Source organism: Geodermatophilus sp. CPCC 206100 (genome assembly GCF_048569675.1).
GTDB lineage: Bacteria > Actinomycetota > Actinomycetes > Mycobacteriales > Geodermatophilaceae > Geodermatophilus.
The window spans coordinates 1-15,260 of sequence record NZ_JAQISV010000033.1 but is presented as its reverse complement, the minus strand read 5'-3'; the positions used below and the strand labels follow the sequence as shown (position 1 = coordinate 15,260).

Here is a 15,260-nt window from a genome sequence, read left to right as displayed (position 1 = left end):
GCTCTCAGGCGGCGGTGCGGGTCTGGGCGGGCGCCATCCCCGACTCCGCGGCGCGGGCCATGTTGCGCACCATCCCGCCGAACACGAAGCCGTGGAAGGGCACCAGCACCCACCAGTACAGGTGGCCGAACAGCCCGCGCGGCTTGAACGTCGCCTTCTGCCGCAGCCGGGTGCGGGCGCCGTCCTGTTCCACGTGGAACTCCAGCCAGGCCAGCCCGGGGACCCGCATCTCGGCGCGCAACCGCAGCAGCCGCCCCGGCTCGAGCTCCTCCACCCGCCAGAAGTCGAGCGCCTCGCCGACGTAGAGGTCCGTCGGCGACCGCCGTCCACGCCGCAGCCCGACGCCGCCGACCGCGCGGTCCAGCCAGCCGCGCACCTGCCACGCCAGCGGGAACGAGTACCAGCCGGTGTCGCCGCCGATCCCCTGGACCACCCGCCACAGGTCCTCCGGCGCGGCGACGGTCTCCCGGGTGCGCTCGTCCACGAAGAGGCTGCCGCCGGCCCAGTCGGGGTCGGTGGGCAGCGGGTCGGACGGCGCGCCCGGCACGGACGCCGACGACCACCGGGTGGCCACCGTGGCGTCGCGCACCCGCTGGACGGCGAGCCGGGTCGCCTCCTCGAAGCCGAGCAGCCCCTCCGGCGGGTCGGGCACGTACCGCGCGATGTCGTGCTCGGAGCAGACGACGGTGTTGCGCAGCGACTCCACCAGCGGGCGGGCGATGCCGGCCGGCACCGGCGTCACCAGGCCGACCCAGTGGCTGGACAGCGACGGCGTGAACAGCGGCACCGGCAGGATCCGCCGCCGGGGGAGGCCGGCCACGACCGCGAAGCGCTGCATCATCTCCGCGTAGCTCATGACGTCGGGGCCGCCGATGTCGAAGCAGCGGGAGACGTCCGGCGGCAGCTGGGCGCAGCCGACGAGGTAGCGCAGGACGTCGCGGATCGCGATGGGCTGGATGCGGCTGTGCACCCAGCGCGGCGTCACCATCACCGGCAGCCGCTCGGTGAGGTAGCGCAGCATCTCGAACGACGCCGACCCCGAGCCGAGCACCACCGCCGCCCGCAGCACGGCCGTGGGGACGCCGGAGTCCAGCAGGATCCGCGCGACCTCCGCCCGGGAGCGCAGGTGCGGGGACAGCTCCTCGTCCCGCGGCTCGAGCCCGCCCAGGTAGACCAGCCGCCGCACGCCGGCCTCCCGCACCGCCCGGGCCACGACCTCCGCGGTCCGCCGGTCGGTCTCCTCGAACCGCGGCCCGCTGCCCAGCGCGTGGACGAGGTAGTAGACGACGTCCACACCGGCGCAGGCGGCCGCGACCGCCTCGGCGTCCCCGGCATCCGCGCGGGCGATCTCCACCCGGCCGGCCCAGGGGTGGTCGCGCAGCCGTTCCGGCGAGCGGCTCATCACCCGCACCCGGTGGCCGGCGGCGAGCAGCTCGGGCACCAGGCGGCCGCCGATGTAGCCGGTGGCGCCGGTGACGAGGCAGGTCTTCGGGGCGTCGGTCTCGGCCATGTCCCGAGTGTCGGCCGTCCCCGGACGCGGCGCTCGGGTCGCGGGCGGCTGCGTTCCCCGCGACCATCGGCTCCGCAGCCCGACCGACGGCGGTCGCACCCCGGCACCTGTCAGGCAGGAGGGCCCCATGGCCGACACCACCGAGGCACCGGACCGGACCGAGGACGGTCAGCCCAGCCTCAAGCGGGTCATGGGCCCGGGTCTGCTGCTGCTGTTCATCGTCGGGGACATCCTGGGCACCGGGATCTACGCGCTGACCGGTCAGGTCGCGGCCCAGGTGGGCGGCGTCGTCTGGCTGCCGTTCCTCGTCGCCTTCCTCGTCGCGCTGGTCACCGCCTTCAGCTACCTGGAGCTGGTGACCAAGTACCCGCAGGCCGCCGGCGCCGCGCTGTACACGCACAAGGCGTTCGGCATCCACTTCGTCACGTTCCTGGTCGCCTTCGCGGTGATGAGCTCCGGCATCACGTCGGCGTCCACCGCCGCCCGGGCGTTCAGCGCCAACGCGGCCAGCGTGTTCGGGCTGGGCATCGAGGACGGCATCGGGATCACGCTGATCGGGCTGGGCTTCATGGCCCTGGTCGCGCTGGTCAACCACCGCGGGGTGGGCGAGAGCGTCAAGGCCAACGTGGTGCTCACCTGCGTGGAGCTGTCCGGCCTGCTCATCGTCATCGGGGTCGGCGTCTGGGCGCTGGGCCTCGGCGAGGGGGACTTCTCCCGGGTGACCGAGTTCGACACCGGCGACCGGTCGGTCCTCGGCGGGGTCATCGCCGCCACCGGCCTGGCGTTCTTCGCCATGGTCGGCTTCGAGGACTCGGTGAACATGGCCGAGGAGTGCAAGCACCCGCGGAAGATCTTCCCGAAGGTGCTGCTGTTCGGTCTCTGCCTCACCGGCCTGATCTACGTGCTGGTGTCGATCTCGGCGATCGCGCTGGTCCCGGCCGACGCGCTCAGCGAGGGCGACACCCCGCTGCTGCAGGTGGTCGAGGCCGGCGCCCCCGGGTTCCCGATCGGCGTCTTCGGCGTCATCACCATGTTCGCCGTCGCCAACTCCGCGCTGATCAACATGCTGATGGCCAGCCGGCTGGTCTACGGGATGAGCCGCCAGCACGTGCTGCCGCCGCTGCTGGGCCGGGTGCACCCGCGGCGGCGCACCCCCACCACCGCGATCCTGTTCACCACCGCGCTGGCGTTCGGCCTGATCACCTTCGTCGGCGCGGTGCCGGCCCTCGGCGGGACGACGGCCCTGCTGCTGCTCATCGTCTTCACCGTCGTCAACGTCGCCGTGCTGGTGCTGCGCAAGGACCGGGTGGACGCGGACCACTTCCGCACGCCCACCGTGCTGCCCGTCATCGGCGCCCTGGCCTGCGCGTTCCTGGCCACACCGTGGGCCGGCCGGCCGGCCGAGCAGTACCGGATCGCCGGGGTCCTGCTGGTCATCGGCGTCGTCCTGTGGGGGGTCACGGTGCTCATCAACCGGCGCACCGGCCCCGCCGTCCCGCCGCTGGACCCCGACCGGTTCACCAAGGGCGGCCCGGTCAACTAAGGGGGGACCCCTGCCCCGCCGCTCGCGGCGGGGCCCTGCCGGGGGCCGCCTTGCCGGGGCCACCCAGCGGGCCCGGGACGGCGTGTCGACCCGGGGGGCCACCATCGGGGGTGGCGGAGGGGTCGGGAGAGGCGCAGACACGACCTGAGGGCGTGGACGACGGCATTCCTGTCAGACCACCCGGTATCCTGGACAGCAGGAACAGCCAGCAACCGGCTCAGTGCCTCTCTACGCCGTCCTACCCCCCGCCTCGCTGGGGGAGCCGTGCGCCGGTTGCGCGACAGAAGGGCCCCACGTGGTCGCTCGACCCGAGACTGAGAACGCGTACTCCGGCAGCTCCATCACCGTCCTCGAGGGACTCGAGGCGGTGCGCAAGCGACCCGGCATGTACATCGGCTCCACCGGTGAGCGCGGCCTGCACCACATGGTGTGGGAGGTCGTCGACAACTCCGTCGACGAGGCGCTGGCCGGCCACTGCGACACCGTGCGGGTCACCCTGCTCGCCGACGGCGGCGTGCGGGTGGAGGACAACGGCCGCGGCATCCCGGTGGACATGCACCCGGTGGAGAAGCGGCCCACCGTCGAGGTGGTCATGACCATCCTCCACGCGGGCGGCAAGTTCGACGGCAAGAGCTACGCGGTCTCCGGTGGTCTGCACGGCGTGGGCGTCACGGTGGTCAACGCGCTGTCCACCCGGCTGGACGTGCGCATCTGGACCCACGGCACCGAGTGGCACCAGTCCTACGACATGGCCAAGCCCGGGCCGCTCGAGAAGATCGGGCCCACGAAGAAGCGCGGCACGCAGATCACCTTCTGGGCCGACGGCGACATCTTCGAGACGACGAACTACTCCTTCGACACGATCAGCCGCCGGCTGCAGGAGATGGCCTTCCTCAACCGCGGCCTGACGATCGTGCTGCGCGACGAGCGCCCCGGTCACAGCAAGGCCGAGACCGGGATGGCCGAGGAGATCTCCGTCGCGGAGGCGGCCCCCGAGGCGGGCACCGAGGCCCAGGCGTTCGAGGCCACCGAGATCACCTACCGCTACGACGGCGGGCTCGAGGACTACGTCAAGCACATCAACGCCAAGAAGTCGCCCATCCACAAGTCGGTGGTCAGCTTCTCCGCCGACGGGATCGGCAAGAACGACATGGCGATGAGCCTGGACGTCGCGATGCAGTGGTCCGACGCCTACTCCGAGTCGGTCTACACCTTCGCCAACACGATCAACACCCACGAGGGCGGCACCCACGAGGAGGGCTTCCGCGCGGCGCTGACCTCGATCGTCAACCGCTACGCGGTCGACAAGAAGATCCTCAAGGAGAAGGACGAGAAGCTCACCGGCGAGGACATCCGCGAGGGCCTGGCGGCGATCGTCTCGGTCAAGCTGGGCGACCCGCAGTTCGAGGGCCAGACGAAGACCAAGCTCGGCAACACCGAGGTCAAGGGCTTCGTCCAGCGGGTCTGCAACGAGCAGATCACCCACTGGTTCGAGGCCAACCCGACCGAGGCCAAGACGATCATCACCAAGGCCTCCTCGGCCGCCCGCGCCCGCCGCGCGGCGCAGGACGCCCGCAAGCTGGCGCGCAAGAACCTGCTGAGCAACAACTCGCTGCCCGGCAAGCTGGCCGACTGCCGCTCGACCGACCCGCGCAACTCCGAGGTCTACATCGTCGAGGGCGACTCGGCCGGCGGCTCGGCCAAGTCCGGCCGGGACTCGATGTTCCAGGCGATCCTGCCGATCCGCGGGAAGATCATCAACGTCGAGAAGGCGCGCATCGACCGGGTCCTCAAGAACAACGAGGTCCAGTCGATGATCACCGCCTTCGGCACCGGCATCCACGACGAGTTCGACCTGAGCAAGCTCCGCTACCACAAGATCGTGCTGATGGCCGACGCCGACGTCGACGGCCAGCACATCCGCACGCTGCTGCTGACGCTGCTGTTCCGCTTCATGCGGCCGCTGGTCGAGGCCGGCTACGTCTACCTCGCGCAGCCGCCGCTGTACAAGATCAAGTGGGGTGGTAAGCACGGCGACGAGTACGTGTACTCGGACAAGGAGCGCGACGCCGTCCTCAAGGCCGGCGCCGAGTCCGGCCGCAAGCTGCCCAAGGACGACGCGATCCAGCGCTTCAAGGGCCTCGGCGAGATGAACGCGACCGAGCTGTGGGAGACCACGATGAACCCGGAGACGCGCATCCTGCTGCAGGTCACCCTCGAGGACGCCGCGACCGCGGACGAGCTGTTCAGCGTCCTCATGGGCGAGGACGTCGACGCGCGACGCAGCTTCATCACCCGCAACGCCAAGGACGTCCGCTTCCTCGACGTCTGACCGGACCCCCTCGCCCCCCACGCCGCGCTCCGCTCGGCGCGGGCCCCTGCGAGGGGGCCGCCACGTCGGACCAGCGACCTCACCTCACCTCCGGAGAACCTGAACCGTGACCGAGACCCCTGCCCGCGACCGCATCGAGCCGGTCGACCTCCAGCAGGAGATGCAGCGCAGCTACATCGACTACGCGATGTCGGTCATCGTCGGCCGCGCGCTGCCTGAGGTCCGTGACGGCCTCAAGCCCGTGCACCGGCGCGTGCTGTACGCCATGTACGACCAGGGCTTCCGCCCCGACCGCGGCTACGTCAAGTGCGCCCGCGTCGTCGGTGAGGTGATGGGCAACTACCACCCGCACGGCGACAGCTCGATCTACGACGCCCTCGTCCGGCTGGCCCAGCCCTGGGCGATGCGCTACCCGCTGGTCGACGGGCAGGGCAACTTCGGCTCCCCGGGCAACGACCCGGCCGCGGCCATGCGGTACACCGAGGCCCGGCTGACCCCGCTGGCCATGGAGATGCTGGCCAACATCGACGAAGACACCGTCGACTTCCAGCCCAACTACGACGGCAAGAACCAGGAGCCGCTGGTCCTGCCGGGGCGCATCCCGAACCTGCTGATCAACGGTTCGGCCGGCATCGCGGTCGGCATGGCCACCAACATGCCGCCGCACAACCTCCGCGAGGTGGCGGACGCGGTCTTCTGGATGCTCGAGCACCCGGAGGCCGAGCCGGAGGAGGCGCTCACCGCCTGCATGCAGCGCATCCCCGGCCCCGACTTCCCCACCCACGGCCTGATCGTCGGCCGGGAGGGGATCGAGGACGCCTACCGCACCGGCCGCGGCTCGGTGCGCATGCGGGCGGTCGTCACCGTGGAGGAGGACGCCCGGGGCCGCGTCCAGTTGGTCTGCACCGAGCTGCCCTACCAGGTCAACCCGGACAACCTGGCCGAGGCGATCGCCGAGGGCGTCAAGGACGGCCGCCTGCAGGGCATCAGCGAGATCGCCGACGAGTCCTCCGACCGCGTCGGCCGCCGCCTGGTCATCACCCTGCGCCGGGACGCCGTGGCCAAGGTCGTGCTGAACAACCTCTACAAGCACACCCAGCTGCAGACGACGTTCGGCTGCAACATGCTCTCCATCGTCGACGGGGTCCCCCGGACGTTGCGCCTGGACGAGCTCATCCGCCTGTACGTCGCCCACCAGGTCGACGTCATCCAGCGGCGGACCCGCTACCGGCTGCGCAAGGCCGAGGAGCGCGCGCACATCCTGCGCGGCTACGCCAAGGCCCTCGACCACCTCGACGACGTCATCACGCTGATCCGCAACAGCGAGTCCGCGGAGGCGGCGCGGACGGGCCTCATGGAGCTGCTCGACGTCGACGAGATCCAGGCGACGGCGATCCTCGACCTGCAGCTGCGCCGGCTGGCCGCCCTCGAGCGGCAGCGGATCATGGACGAGCTGGCCGAGATCGAGGCCCGCATCGCCGACCTGCAGGCGATCCTCGCCTCCCCCGAGCGGCAGCGGCAGATCATCCACGACGAGCTCGCCGAGATCGTGGAGAAGTACGGCGACGACCGGCGCACGAAGTTCGTGGCCAACGACGGCGACGTCTCCATGGAGGACCTCATCGCCGAGGAGGAGGTCGTCGTCACCATCACCCGCACCGGGTACGCCAAGCGCACCAAGAGCGACCTCTACCGGTCGCAGCGCCGTGGCGGCAAGGGCGTGATGGGGGCGGCCCTCAAGCAGGACGACATCGTCGACCACTTCTTCGTGGGCTCCACCCACGACTGGATCCTCTTCTTCACCAACAAGGGCCGGGTCTACCGGGCCAAGGCCTACGAGCTGCCCGAGGCCAACCGCACCGCCCGCGGCGCGCACGTGGCCAACATCCTGGCGTTCCAGCCCGACGAGCGGATCGCCCAGGTCATGCAGATCAAGGACTACGGCGTCGCCCCGTACCTGGTGCTGGCCACCTCGCGCGGCCAGGTGAAGAAGACCCGGCTGACCGACTTCGACTCCCCGCGCAGCGGCGGCGTGATCGCCATCAACCTGCGCGACAACGACGAGCTGGTGGGCGCGGCCCTCATCGGCCCGGAGCAGGACCTCCTGCTGGTCAGCCGCAAGGCCATGTCGATCCGGTTCCGCGCCGACGACGACCAGCTGCGGCCGATGGGCCGGGCCACCGAGGGCGTCCGCGGCATCTCCCTGGCCCCCGATGACCAGCTGCTGGCGATGATGGTGGTCGAGGAGGGGGTCGACGTCCTCGTCGCCACCGAGCGCGGCTTCGCGAAGCGGACCGGCATCGAGAACTACCCGGCGCAGGGCCGCGGCGGCAAGGGCGTGCTCACCGCCGACCCCAAGGCCCGCAAGGGATCGCTGGTCGGTGCGCTCTCGGTGCGGCTGGGCGACGAGCTGTACGCCATCACCTCCGGTGGCGGCGTCATCCGCACCCCGGTCAACGGCGTGCGGCACAACAAGGACCGGGCCACCATGGGTGTCAAGCTCATGAACTTGCCGGAAGACGTGTCGATCGTGGCTATCGCGCGGACGACGGACAACGACGAGCCTGCCGCCTAGTCTGGACGTGATGACGGAGGAGTGGCGGCCCGGGCCCCCGGTCCGGACGCCGCACCTCCTCCGATCACGCCACCACGGATCAGACCGGCGCCCGGGCGCCCCCGGCCGCGAGCCGGGTCTCTCGGGTACGAGTGAGCGGCGCAGGCCGCCGGGGAACGGGAGACTCGCATGAGCGACCGGACGCAGGGTTCGGTGCGCACCGGGTCCCGGCCTGGGGACACCAGCACGGCGCAGGGGCCCGACGACGGCCAGCAGGCCGGCGGGAACGGGTCGTCGCCCGTCTCGGCGACGCAGTCGATCACGGCCACCGGAGCCCAGCGGGCCCAGGCCCCCGTCGACGGCACCGCCCCGGTCGCCGGGACCCCGGTCTCGACGACCAAGGCACCGGCCGCGCGCGGCTCCGAGGCCCCCGTCGCCCGCGGGAGCGAGGCCCCCGTCGCCCGCGGGAGCGAGGCCCCGGCTGCCCGCGGCGCCGACGCCACGCTCGCCGCTCCGGCACCGGCACCGGCACCGTCGGAGCTCACGCAGGCCGCACCGGCCGGCGCCACGCCGGCCCCGGTGCCGGTCGCGACGGGCAGCTCACCGGCCACGGGCGCCGGCAAGGCGGCCACCGGGAAGCAGAAGGGGGCGCGCGGTCCCCGCCGCGCCCGCCTCCAGCTGCGGCACATCGACACCTGGTCGGCCCTGAAGATCTCGCTGGTCCTGTCGATCGCGATGTTCTTCATCTGGATGGTCGCCGTCGGCGTCCTCTACGGCGTGCTGTCCGGCCTCGGCGTCTTCGAGACGCTCAACGACCTCTTCGGCCAGCTCGGCACCGCCTCCGGCGCCGAGGGCACCAGCGAGGTCATCACCCCGGGGATCGTCTTCGGCGGTGCCGCGGTGATCGGCGCGATCAACATCGTGCTCATGACCGCGCTGTGCACCGTCGCGGCGTTCATCTACAACATGTGCTCGGACCTCGTCGGTGGCCTCGAGGTCACCCTCTCCGAGCGCGACTGAGGGAACCCCGGACAGGGTCACCCCCCGGCGAGCCCGGGCGGAGGGCCAGGTACGCTGTCCGAGGTCCACGGGCCTGTAGCTCAGACGGTTAGAGCGCATCCCTGATAAGGATGAGGCCGGAGGTTCAAGTCCTCCCAGGCCCACCCGTGTCCCGGCGCCACCGGCGCCACCCGGTCCCCTCCTCCCCGGGAGGTGTGGCCGGGCCCCTCGCACCGAGGGGAACCCCCTCGAGGAGGTGTCCCGCGTGCTGAAGAGACTGGCACTCGCGGCGGCCGCGGCCGGCGCCCTCGCACTGGCCCGCAAGCGGGCCGCCGGCAAGGCCGAGGCGGACCTCTGGCACGAGGCCACCAGCGGCTCGGTCAGCACACCCGGCGCGCGCTGACCCGTCGCCGCCCCACCCCGGGGACGTAGCTCAATTGGCAGAGCACCGCCTTTGCAAGGCGGGGGTTAGGGGTTCGATTCCCCTCGTCTCCACTCCTCTCCCGGGCTGACCAGCGGTCCGCGGCGGACTCCCGCGCCGCGGCTCCCGCTCTCCGCCGGCCCGCCCTGAAACGCTGGGCCCGTGCCGGACATGTGTGGGACGTGAGCGCCCCGCAGGGCCGTGCAGCCCCGCCCCTCGACCCGCCCCCCACCCCTCCCGACGTCCGTGTCGACGAGCTGTACCGCTCGGCCGGCACCGCCGTCCTCGGCTACGCCCTCGGCCGCTGCGCCACCCGGGAGGACGCCCTGGACGTCACCGCCGAGGCGTTCCTGGTGGCGTGGCGGCGGCGTACGGAGGTGCCCGCCGATCCCGAGGACGCCCGGGCCTGGCTGTTCGGCGTCGCCCGCTTCTGCCTGGCCAACGTCGCCCGCGGCGACCGGCGCGCGGAGCGACTCGGCCGGCGCCTGGCGGACCACCTGGACGTCGCCGCGCTGCCGGATCCGGCCCGGGTGCACGAGGGCCGGGCCGACACCCGGCAGGTGCGTCAGGCGCTCGACGCGCTCCCGGCCGACGACCGGGAGCTGGTCACCCTGACCGCCTGGGAGGGGCTGACCCCCGCCCAGGCGGGCGCGGTCCTCGGCCTGACCCCGGGCGCCGCCCGCACCCGGCTGCACCGCGCCCGCCTCCGGCTGCGGGCCTCGCTCACTCCCGACCCCACCGAGCGCGAGGAGCGCCGCCATGACCACTGAGCGCGATCTGGACACTCGCCTGCGAGCGGCCCGCGGCCTGCGCGAGGAGGAGCTGCCGGCCCTGCCGGCGGCCTTCCTCGACCACCTGCACGCCTCCGACGCCCGCCCGCCGGGCCCGGCTCCCGCACCGGAACCCCTCCCGACCCCGGTCCCGGCCGGCGTGCTGGCCGCCCAGCAGCTGGTGGCCGACGCCCACCGGCGCCGGACCGGCCCCGTACCCCCCGGCCGCCGGCGTCCGGGCCGCAGGACCGCGGTGCGCATGAGCGCGGCGGTGCTCGCCGTCGCCGCGGCGTGGACGGCCGCCGTCGTCGTCGCCGGACCCGAGGCCGCCGGTCCTGCGCCGGGCGGCGCAACGCGGGGGGACGAGGTCACGCTGGTGGGCTTCGACATGCCGGCGTTCCCGCTGACCCTGCCCACGGCCCCGCCGGGGACCTCCGGCCCGGTCTTCGGCGGCTCCGGAAACGGCGGCGCCTCGATGGCCTACACGAACGCCGCCGACCCTCTCGAGTTCGTGACGGTCCACGTGGGCGCGGAACCCCCACCGCCCGGCGGCTCGGTCGGCTTCCCGGACGCGGTGGTCGAGGACGTCCGCATCAACGGCTCGCCCGCGGTGGTCGTCACGACCCCGGAGGCGGAGGACGTCGGAGGCGCCGGCCTCGACTGGCAGCGCGCGCCCGGGCAGTGGGTGACCATCACCGCTCAGGGCCGGTACGCCGAGCGGGACCTGGTGACGGCGCTCGCCGGGGCCCTGGTCGACCGGCCCCAGGCCATGCCGGTGCAACTGCACCTGGCCCCGGCCGGGTACAGCCTCGACTTCTTCAAGGACGACGGCCGGACGGTGCGTCTGAGCGACGACGCCGACCCCACGCGGGGCCTGGTCGTCCGCCTGCCGTTCCCCGGCGAGACCGCCCCCGGAGGGCAGGTGCCGGACGGCGCCGGTGGGACCGCGGAGCCGGTCGAGGAGGTCACCGTCCAGGGGCAGCGCGCCGAGCTGGTCCGCACCGACGACGGCGGCGGTGGCCCGCACGGCTGGGTGCTGCGGGCGCGGCTCCCCGACGGGACGGCCTTCCTGGTGGAGGCGCCGGGCAGCCTCACCCGGGAGCAGGTGGTGGAGATCGCCGACCAGGTGACCTACACGCCGTGACGGAGGCCCGGCTCAGCCCGTCCGCTGGGGGGCCGGGGCGAGCCCTGCGGGGACCTCGGACCCTGGACGGCCGACACCGGCCGGATCACCCTCGGCCGCGCCGCTGGCTCGTCGGCGGGGCGGGCCGGGGCCTTGCGGAGGAGGGGCCATGGCACGGAAGACCATGGACTGCCGGACGATGCCGAGCGAGCGCCACTGCACCGTGCAGATCTCCGGCGAGGAGGACGAGGTCCTCGAGGTCGCCGCCGCCCACGCGGTCACCGCGCACGGGCACACCGACGGTCCCGAGCTGCGGAACGGGCTGAGGGCGGCGCTGCGGGACGAGGAGGCCCTGCAGGTCGAGACGGGGTCGTTCCTCCAGCTCATCGAGTTCCACGCCCGCGACCTCGGGGGCTTCCGCGCGGTCGCGGAGGAGTGGCGCGACCGGATGGGGCGGGAGACCACCGCCCGGTGGGGTGTGGTCGCAGCCGACCGGGACCGCCCCGACACCTACGTCGAGATCGTCGCCTTCCCGGACCACGCGGCGGCGATGCGCAACTCCGAGCACCCGGTGACCACCGACTTCGCCAAGCGGATGCAGGAGGTCACCGAGGGCGAGGCGTCGTTCCGGAACCTCGACGTCGCCGAGGTGCTGCGCATGTAGGAGGACCCCGTGTCCCCGACACGCGCGAGCGCGCGGCGGAACCCGGCCAGGGGGTCGCGTCCGTCCCCCCACCTCGCGGGGGGGCGGACGAGTGGGAGAGTGGACGGCGTGACCGAATCGACGCCCGCACGCCGTGCCGTGCTCCACACCAACCACGGTGACATCACCGTGGACCTCTTCCCCGACCACGCTCCCAAGACGGTCGCGAACTTCGCCGACCTCGCCGAGGGCCGTCGGGAGTGGACCCACCCGGAGACCCGCGAGAAGACCACCGACCGCCTCTACGACGGCACGGTGTTCCACCGGATCATCAGCGGCTTCATGATCCAGGGTGGCGACCCGCTGGGTCAGGGCATCGGCGGCCCCGGCTACCAGTTCGGCGACGAGATCCACCCCGAGCTGGCCTTCACCAAGCCCTACCTGCTGGCCATGGCCAACGCCGGCCCCGGCACCAACGGCTCGCAGTTCTTCATCACCGTCGCGCCGACCACCTGGCTGACCGGCAAGCACACGATCTTCGGTGAGGTGGCCGACCAGGCCGGCCGCGACGTCGTCGACCGCATCGCCAAGGTGGCCACCTCCCGCGGCGACCGGCCGGTGGAGGACGTCGTCCTGCAGTCGGTCGAGGTGCAGCGCAGCTGACCACCGGACCCGACGACGGGGGCGCCGGTCCCGGCCAGCCGCAGCCGGCGCCCCCGACCACCACCTGCTACCGGCACCCCGACCGGCCGACCCGCATCTCGTGCGCGCGGTGCGGGCGGCCGATCTGCCCGGAGTGCATGACGCCGGCCTCGGTCGGCTTCCAGTGTCCCGAGTGCATCCGCGAGGGCCGCGCCACCGTGCGCCGGCCTCGCCAGGCGCCGCTGCTGCGCCGCGCCGGGCGCCGGTTCGGCGCGGTCACGGTCGGCCTCATCGCGCTCAACGTGGGGATGTTCGTGGCGACCGCGGTCTCCGCCGTCCTCGCCGGGGCCAACCCGCTGGACAACCAGTTCTCCCCGCTGTTCGCCGACCTGGCGCAGATCCCGGTGCTCGTCGAGCTGGGCCAGGACTGGCGGCTGGTCACCGCCGCCTTCCTGCACATCGGCCTCGTGCACCTGGTGCTCAACATGCTCGCGCTGCTGCTGTTCGGTTCCGAGCTGGAGCGGCAGCTGGGCCGCTGGCGCTACCTCGCCGTCTACCTGGTCTCGCTGCTCGGCGGCGCCGTGGCGCTGCAGCTGTTCGGCGACCCCGGGCGGGCGGTGGCGGGCGCCTCGGCGGCCATCTACGGCCTGCTGGGCGGGCTGGCCGTGGTCATGATCCAGCGCCGCGAGGACCTGCGCGGGCTGCTGACCCTGCTGGCGATCAACGTGGTCATCAGCTTCCTGCCCGGCGTCTCGCTGCTGGGCCACCTCGGGGGCCTGGTCGCGGGGTTCGTGGCCACCGGGCTCGTCGTGCTGGCCCGGCGGCGCACCGAGCTGCAGGTGCTCGCCCTCATGGTCCTGACCGCCGGGCTCGTGGTGGTCGCGCTGACCGTCTCGACGGTCGTCGTCCTGGGCTAGTGGGAGGGCCCTCCCGCCCCCCACTGCTCGCGAGCGCGCGGCGGGACCCTGCAGGAGGGCCACCGGGCCGGAACTGCTGTACCCGTCACCCGGGACGCAGGTGGCGCAGGGCCCGGGCGACGTCCGCCGGGTCCGCCCCGAGGTCCCGGCGGCCGAGCAGCACGAGGACGCCGGGATCGTCCGGACCGTTCGCGGTGTCGAGCTCCAGCAGCCGGGAGCGCAGCCCCCAGCGGCGGGCCTCCCGCACCTGCACGCGCACGTGCGGCCACGGCAGGGTCAGCAGGCCCGACAGCGTGCGGACGGCGACGCCCTCGGGCCCGGCCGCGAGGCGCGGGCGCAGCAGCCGGTCGCGGAGGGCCAGAGCGAGCGCCAGCAGGGCCGCACCGCCCAGCAGCACCCGGCCGACCGGCTCCACGACGAGGGCCGCCCCGGCGAGGACCACCCCCAGGACGGCCAGCACCGCCGTCTCCACGGTGCGCGCGGACCACTCCACGTCCCCAGCGTCCCAGCCGGCAGGTGTCGAAGCGTGGACGTCCTACCATCGCGGCAGGGGCGGGGGGAACGCCGCCTGCGTCGTCGAGGAGGACTCATGCGAGATGCCGTCATCTGCGCCGCGGTGCGCACCCCGGTGGGCAAGCGCGGCGGAGGGCTGTCCGGCGTGCACGCCGTGGACCTCTCCGCGCACGTGCTGGAGGCGCTGGTGCAGCGCGCCGGCATCGACCCCGCCGTCGTCGACGACGTCTTCTGGGGCTGCGTGAGCCAGATCGGAGAGCAGACCTACAACGTGGCGCGCAACGCGGCCCTGGCCGCGGGCTGGCCGGAGACGGTGCCCGGCGTGACGATCGACCGCCAGTGCGGGTCCTCGCAGCAGGCGGTCGCGTTCGCCGCCGCCACGGTCCAGAGCGGCCAGGCCGACGTGATCGTCGCCGGCGGGGTGGAGTCGATGAGCCGGGTGCCGATGGGCTCCTCGATCGGGGACGGCTCGGCCGGTCGCCCGCTGGGCCCGCGGTTCATGGAGCGCTACGGCGTCGCCCCCAACCAGGGCGTGGGGGCGGAGATGATCGCCGAGCGCTGGGGGTTCTCGCGGACCCAGCTCGACGAGTACTCCCTCTCCTCGCACGAGCGGGCCGCCAAGGCCCAGGCCGACGGCGCCTTCGACGACGAGATCGTGCCGGTGACCACGCCCGAGGGGACGGTGGTCCGCACCGACGAGGGCATCCGGCCCGGCGGCACGCTGGAGAAGCTGGCGACGCTGAAGACCCCGTTCAAGGCCGACGGCGTCATCAGCGCCGGCAACGCCAGCCAGATCTCCGACGGCTCGGCCGCCCTGCTGGTCACCACCTCGGAGAAGGCCCGCGAGCTCGGCCTGCGGCCCCTCGTGCGCATCTCCACCACCGTGATGGCCGGGGACGACCCGGTCATCATGCTCACCGCGCCGATCCCGGCCACCGCGAAGGCGCTGCAGCGTTCCGGCCTGTCCATCGGCGACATCGGCGTCTTCGAGGTCAACGAGGCCTTCGCGCCCGTGCCGCTGGCCTGGCAGGCGGAGACCGGCGCCGACCTCGACCGCCTCAACCCCCGGGGCGGCGCGATCGCCCTGGGCCACCCGCTGGGCGGCTCGGGTGCCCGGATCATGACGACGCTCGTCCACACCATGGTGTCGACCGGCACCCGCTACGGGCTGCAGACGATGTGCGAGGGCGGCGGGATGGCGAACGCGACCGTCCTGGAGCTGGTCACCGACTGAGTAGCTGCATCCACAGCCCTCCCGGTCGACGGCCTCCGGTCCCCCTGGGGACCGGAAGC

At 73.2% G+C, this 15,260-nt stretch carries 13 protein-coding genes and 2 tRNA genes; 13 read left to right on the top strand and 2 right to left on the bottom strand.

Annotated features, from left to right (window positions below; genetic code table 11):
- Positions 1 to 4: 4 nt before the first annotated feature.
- Positions 5 to 1,510: an SDR family oxidoreductase gene (locus PGN05_RS16160; protein WP_419753580.1), complete on the bottom strand. Its 1,506-nt coding sequence runs from the start codon at positions 1,508 to 1,510 to the stop codon at positions 5 to 7.
- A 127-nt stretch (positions 1,511 to 1,637) separates the two neighbouring features.
- Here PGN05_RS16160 and PGN05_RS16155 point away from each other — a divergent pair, with 127 nt between their 5' ends.
- The 12 genes from PGN05_RS16155 (at position 1,638) to PGN05_RS16100 (ending at position 13,454) form a co-directional block, all read left to right on the top strand.
- Positions 1,638 to 3,053 (top strand): APC family permease, encoded by a 1,416-nt coding sequence (locus tag PGN05_RS16155; RefSeq protein ID WP_419753579.1) that lies wholly within the window; start codon positions 1,638 to 1,640, stop codon positions 3,051 to 3,053.
- A 295-nt stretch (positions 3,054 to 3,348) separates the two neighbouring features.
- Positions 3,349 to 5,385 (top strand): DNA topoisomerase (ATP-hydrolyzing) subunit B, encoded by a 2,037-nt coding sequence (gene gyrB / locus PGN05_RS16150; protein ID WP_419753578.1) that lies wholly within the window; start codon positions 3,349 to 3,351, stop codon positions 5,383 to 5,385.
- A gap of 106 nt (positions 5,386 to 5,491) precedes the next feature.
- Complete coding sequence (gene gyrA / locus PGN05_RS16145; RefSeq protein ID WP_419753577.1) at positions 5,492 to 7,960, top strand: DNA gyrase subunit A; 2,469 nt, start codon at positions 5,492 to 5,494, stop codon at positions 7,958 to 7,960.
- 168 nt (positions 7,961 to 8,128) lie between these two features.
- A complete protein-coding gene (locus PGN05_RS16140; RefSeq protein ID WP_419753576.1) occupies positions 8,129 to 8,959 on the top strand; it encodes a DUF3566 domain-containing protein in 831 nt (276 codons plus the stop codon).
- A gap of 69 nt (positions 8,960 to 9,028) precedes the next feature.
- A tRNA-Ile gene (locus PGN05_RS16135) sits at positions 9,029 to 9,102 on the top strand.
- 101 nt (positions 9,103 to 9,203) lie between these two features.
- Entirely contained in the window at positions 9,204 to 9,341 is a 138-nt protein-coding gene (locus PGN05_RS16130) for a DLW-39 family protein (RefSeq protein ID WP_419753575.1), read from the top strand.
- 19 nt (positions 9,342 to 9,360) lie between these two features.
- Positions 9,361 to 9,433 (top strand) — tRNA-Ala (locus PGN05_RS16125).
- A gap of 108 nt (positions 9,434 to 9,541) precedes the next feature.
- A complete protein-coding gene (locus PGN05_RS16120) occupies positions 9,542 to 10,129 on the top strand; it encodes an RNA polymerase sigma factor (protein ID WP_419753574.1) in 588 nt (195 codons plus the stop codon).
- Entirely contained in the window at positions 10,119 to 11,273 is a 1,155-nt protein-coding gene (locus tag PGN05_RS16115; protein ID WP_419753573.1) for a hypothetical protein, read from the top strand. Before PGN05_RS16120 ends, PGN05_RS16115 begins: the two co-directional genes overlap by 11 nt.
- Before the next feature lie 148 nt (positions 11,274 to 11,421).
- Complete coding sequence (locus PGN05_RS16110; protein ID WP_419753572.1) at positions 11,422 to 11,916, top strand: DUF1059 domain-containing protein; 495 nt, start codon at positions 11,422 to 11,424, stop codon at positions 11,914 to 11,916.
- Between the two features lie 108 nt (positions 11,917 to 12,024).
- Positions 12,025 to 12,558: a peptidylprolyl isomerase gene (locus tag PGN05_RS16105; protein WP_419753571.1), complete on the top strand. Its 534-nt coding sequence runs from the start codon at positions 12,025 to 12,027 to the stop codon at positions 12,556 to 12,558.
- Between the two features lie 137 nt (positions 12,559 to 12,695).
- Positions 12,696 to 13,454: a rhomboid family intramembrane serine protease gene (locus tag PGN05_RS16100; RefSeq protein ID WP_419753570.1), complete on the top strand. Its 759-nt coding sequence runs from the start codon at positions 12,696 to 12,698 to the stop codon at positions 13,452 to 13,454.
- Positions 13,455 to 13,539: 85 nt separating this feature from the next.
- Here the strand turns inward: PGN05_RS16100 and PGN05_RS16095 are convergent, their stop codons facing one another.
- The gene (locus tag PGN05_RS16095) at positions 13,540 to 13,947 is read right to left on the bottom strand and encodes a PH domain-containing protein (RefSeq protein WP_419753569.1); all 408 of its coding nucleotides are present in this window, start codon (positions 13,945 to 13,947) and stop codon (positions 13,540 to 13,542) included.
- Between the two features lie 96 nt (positions 13,948 to 14,043).
- On the opposite strand from PGN05_RS16095, the gene PGN05_RS16090 reads away from it, so the two are divergent.
- Positions 14,044 to 15,201 (top strand): thiolase family protein, encoded by a 1,158-nt coding sequence (locus tag PGN05_RS16090; protein ID WP_419753568.1) that lies wholly within the window; start codon positions 14,044 to 14,046, stop codon positions 15,199 to 15,201.
- Positions 15,202 to 15,260 lie beyond the last annotated feature (59 nt).

Bases quoted from the DNA above. Each gene is read 5' to 3' on its own strand.
- PGN05_RS16160 (WP_419753580.1), bottom strand. From the start codon at position 1,510: ATGGCCGAGACCGACGCCCCGAAGACCTGCCTCGTCACCGGCGCCACC.
- PGN05_RS16155 (WP_419753579.1), top strand. From the start codon at position 1,638: ATGGCCGACACCACCGAGGCACCGGACCGGACCGAGGACGGTCAGCCC.
- PGN05_RS16140 (WP_419753576.1), top strand. From the start codon at position 8,129: ATGAGCGACCGGACGCAGGGTTCGGTGCGCACCGGGTCCCGGCCTGGG.
- PGN05_RS16115 (WP_419753573.1), top strand. From the start codon at position 10,119: ATGACCACTGAGCGCGATCTGGACACTCGCCTGCGAGCGGCCCGCGGC.
- PGN05_RS16110 (WP_419753572.1), top strand. From the start codon at position 11,422: ATGGCACGGAAGACCATGGACTGCCGGACGATGCCGAGCGAGCGCCAC.
- PGN05_RS16100 (WP_419753570.1), top strand. From the start codon at position 12,696: ATGACGCCGGCCTCGGTCGGCTTCCAGTGTCCCGAGTGCATCCGCGAG.
- PGN05_RS16090 (WP_419753568.1), top strand. From the start codon at position 14,044: ATGCGAGATGCCGTCATCTGCGCCGCGGTGCGCACCCCGGTGGGCAAG.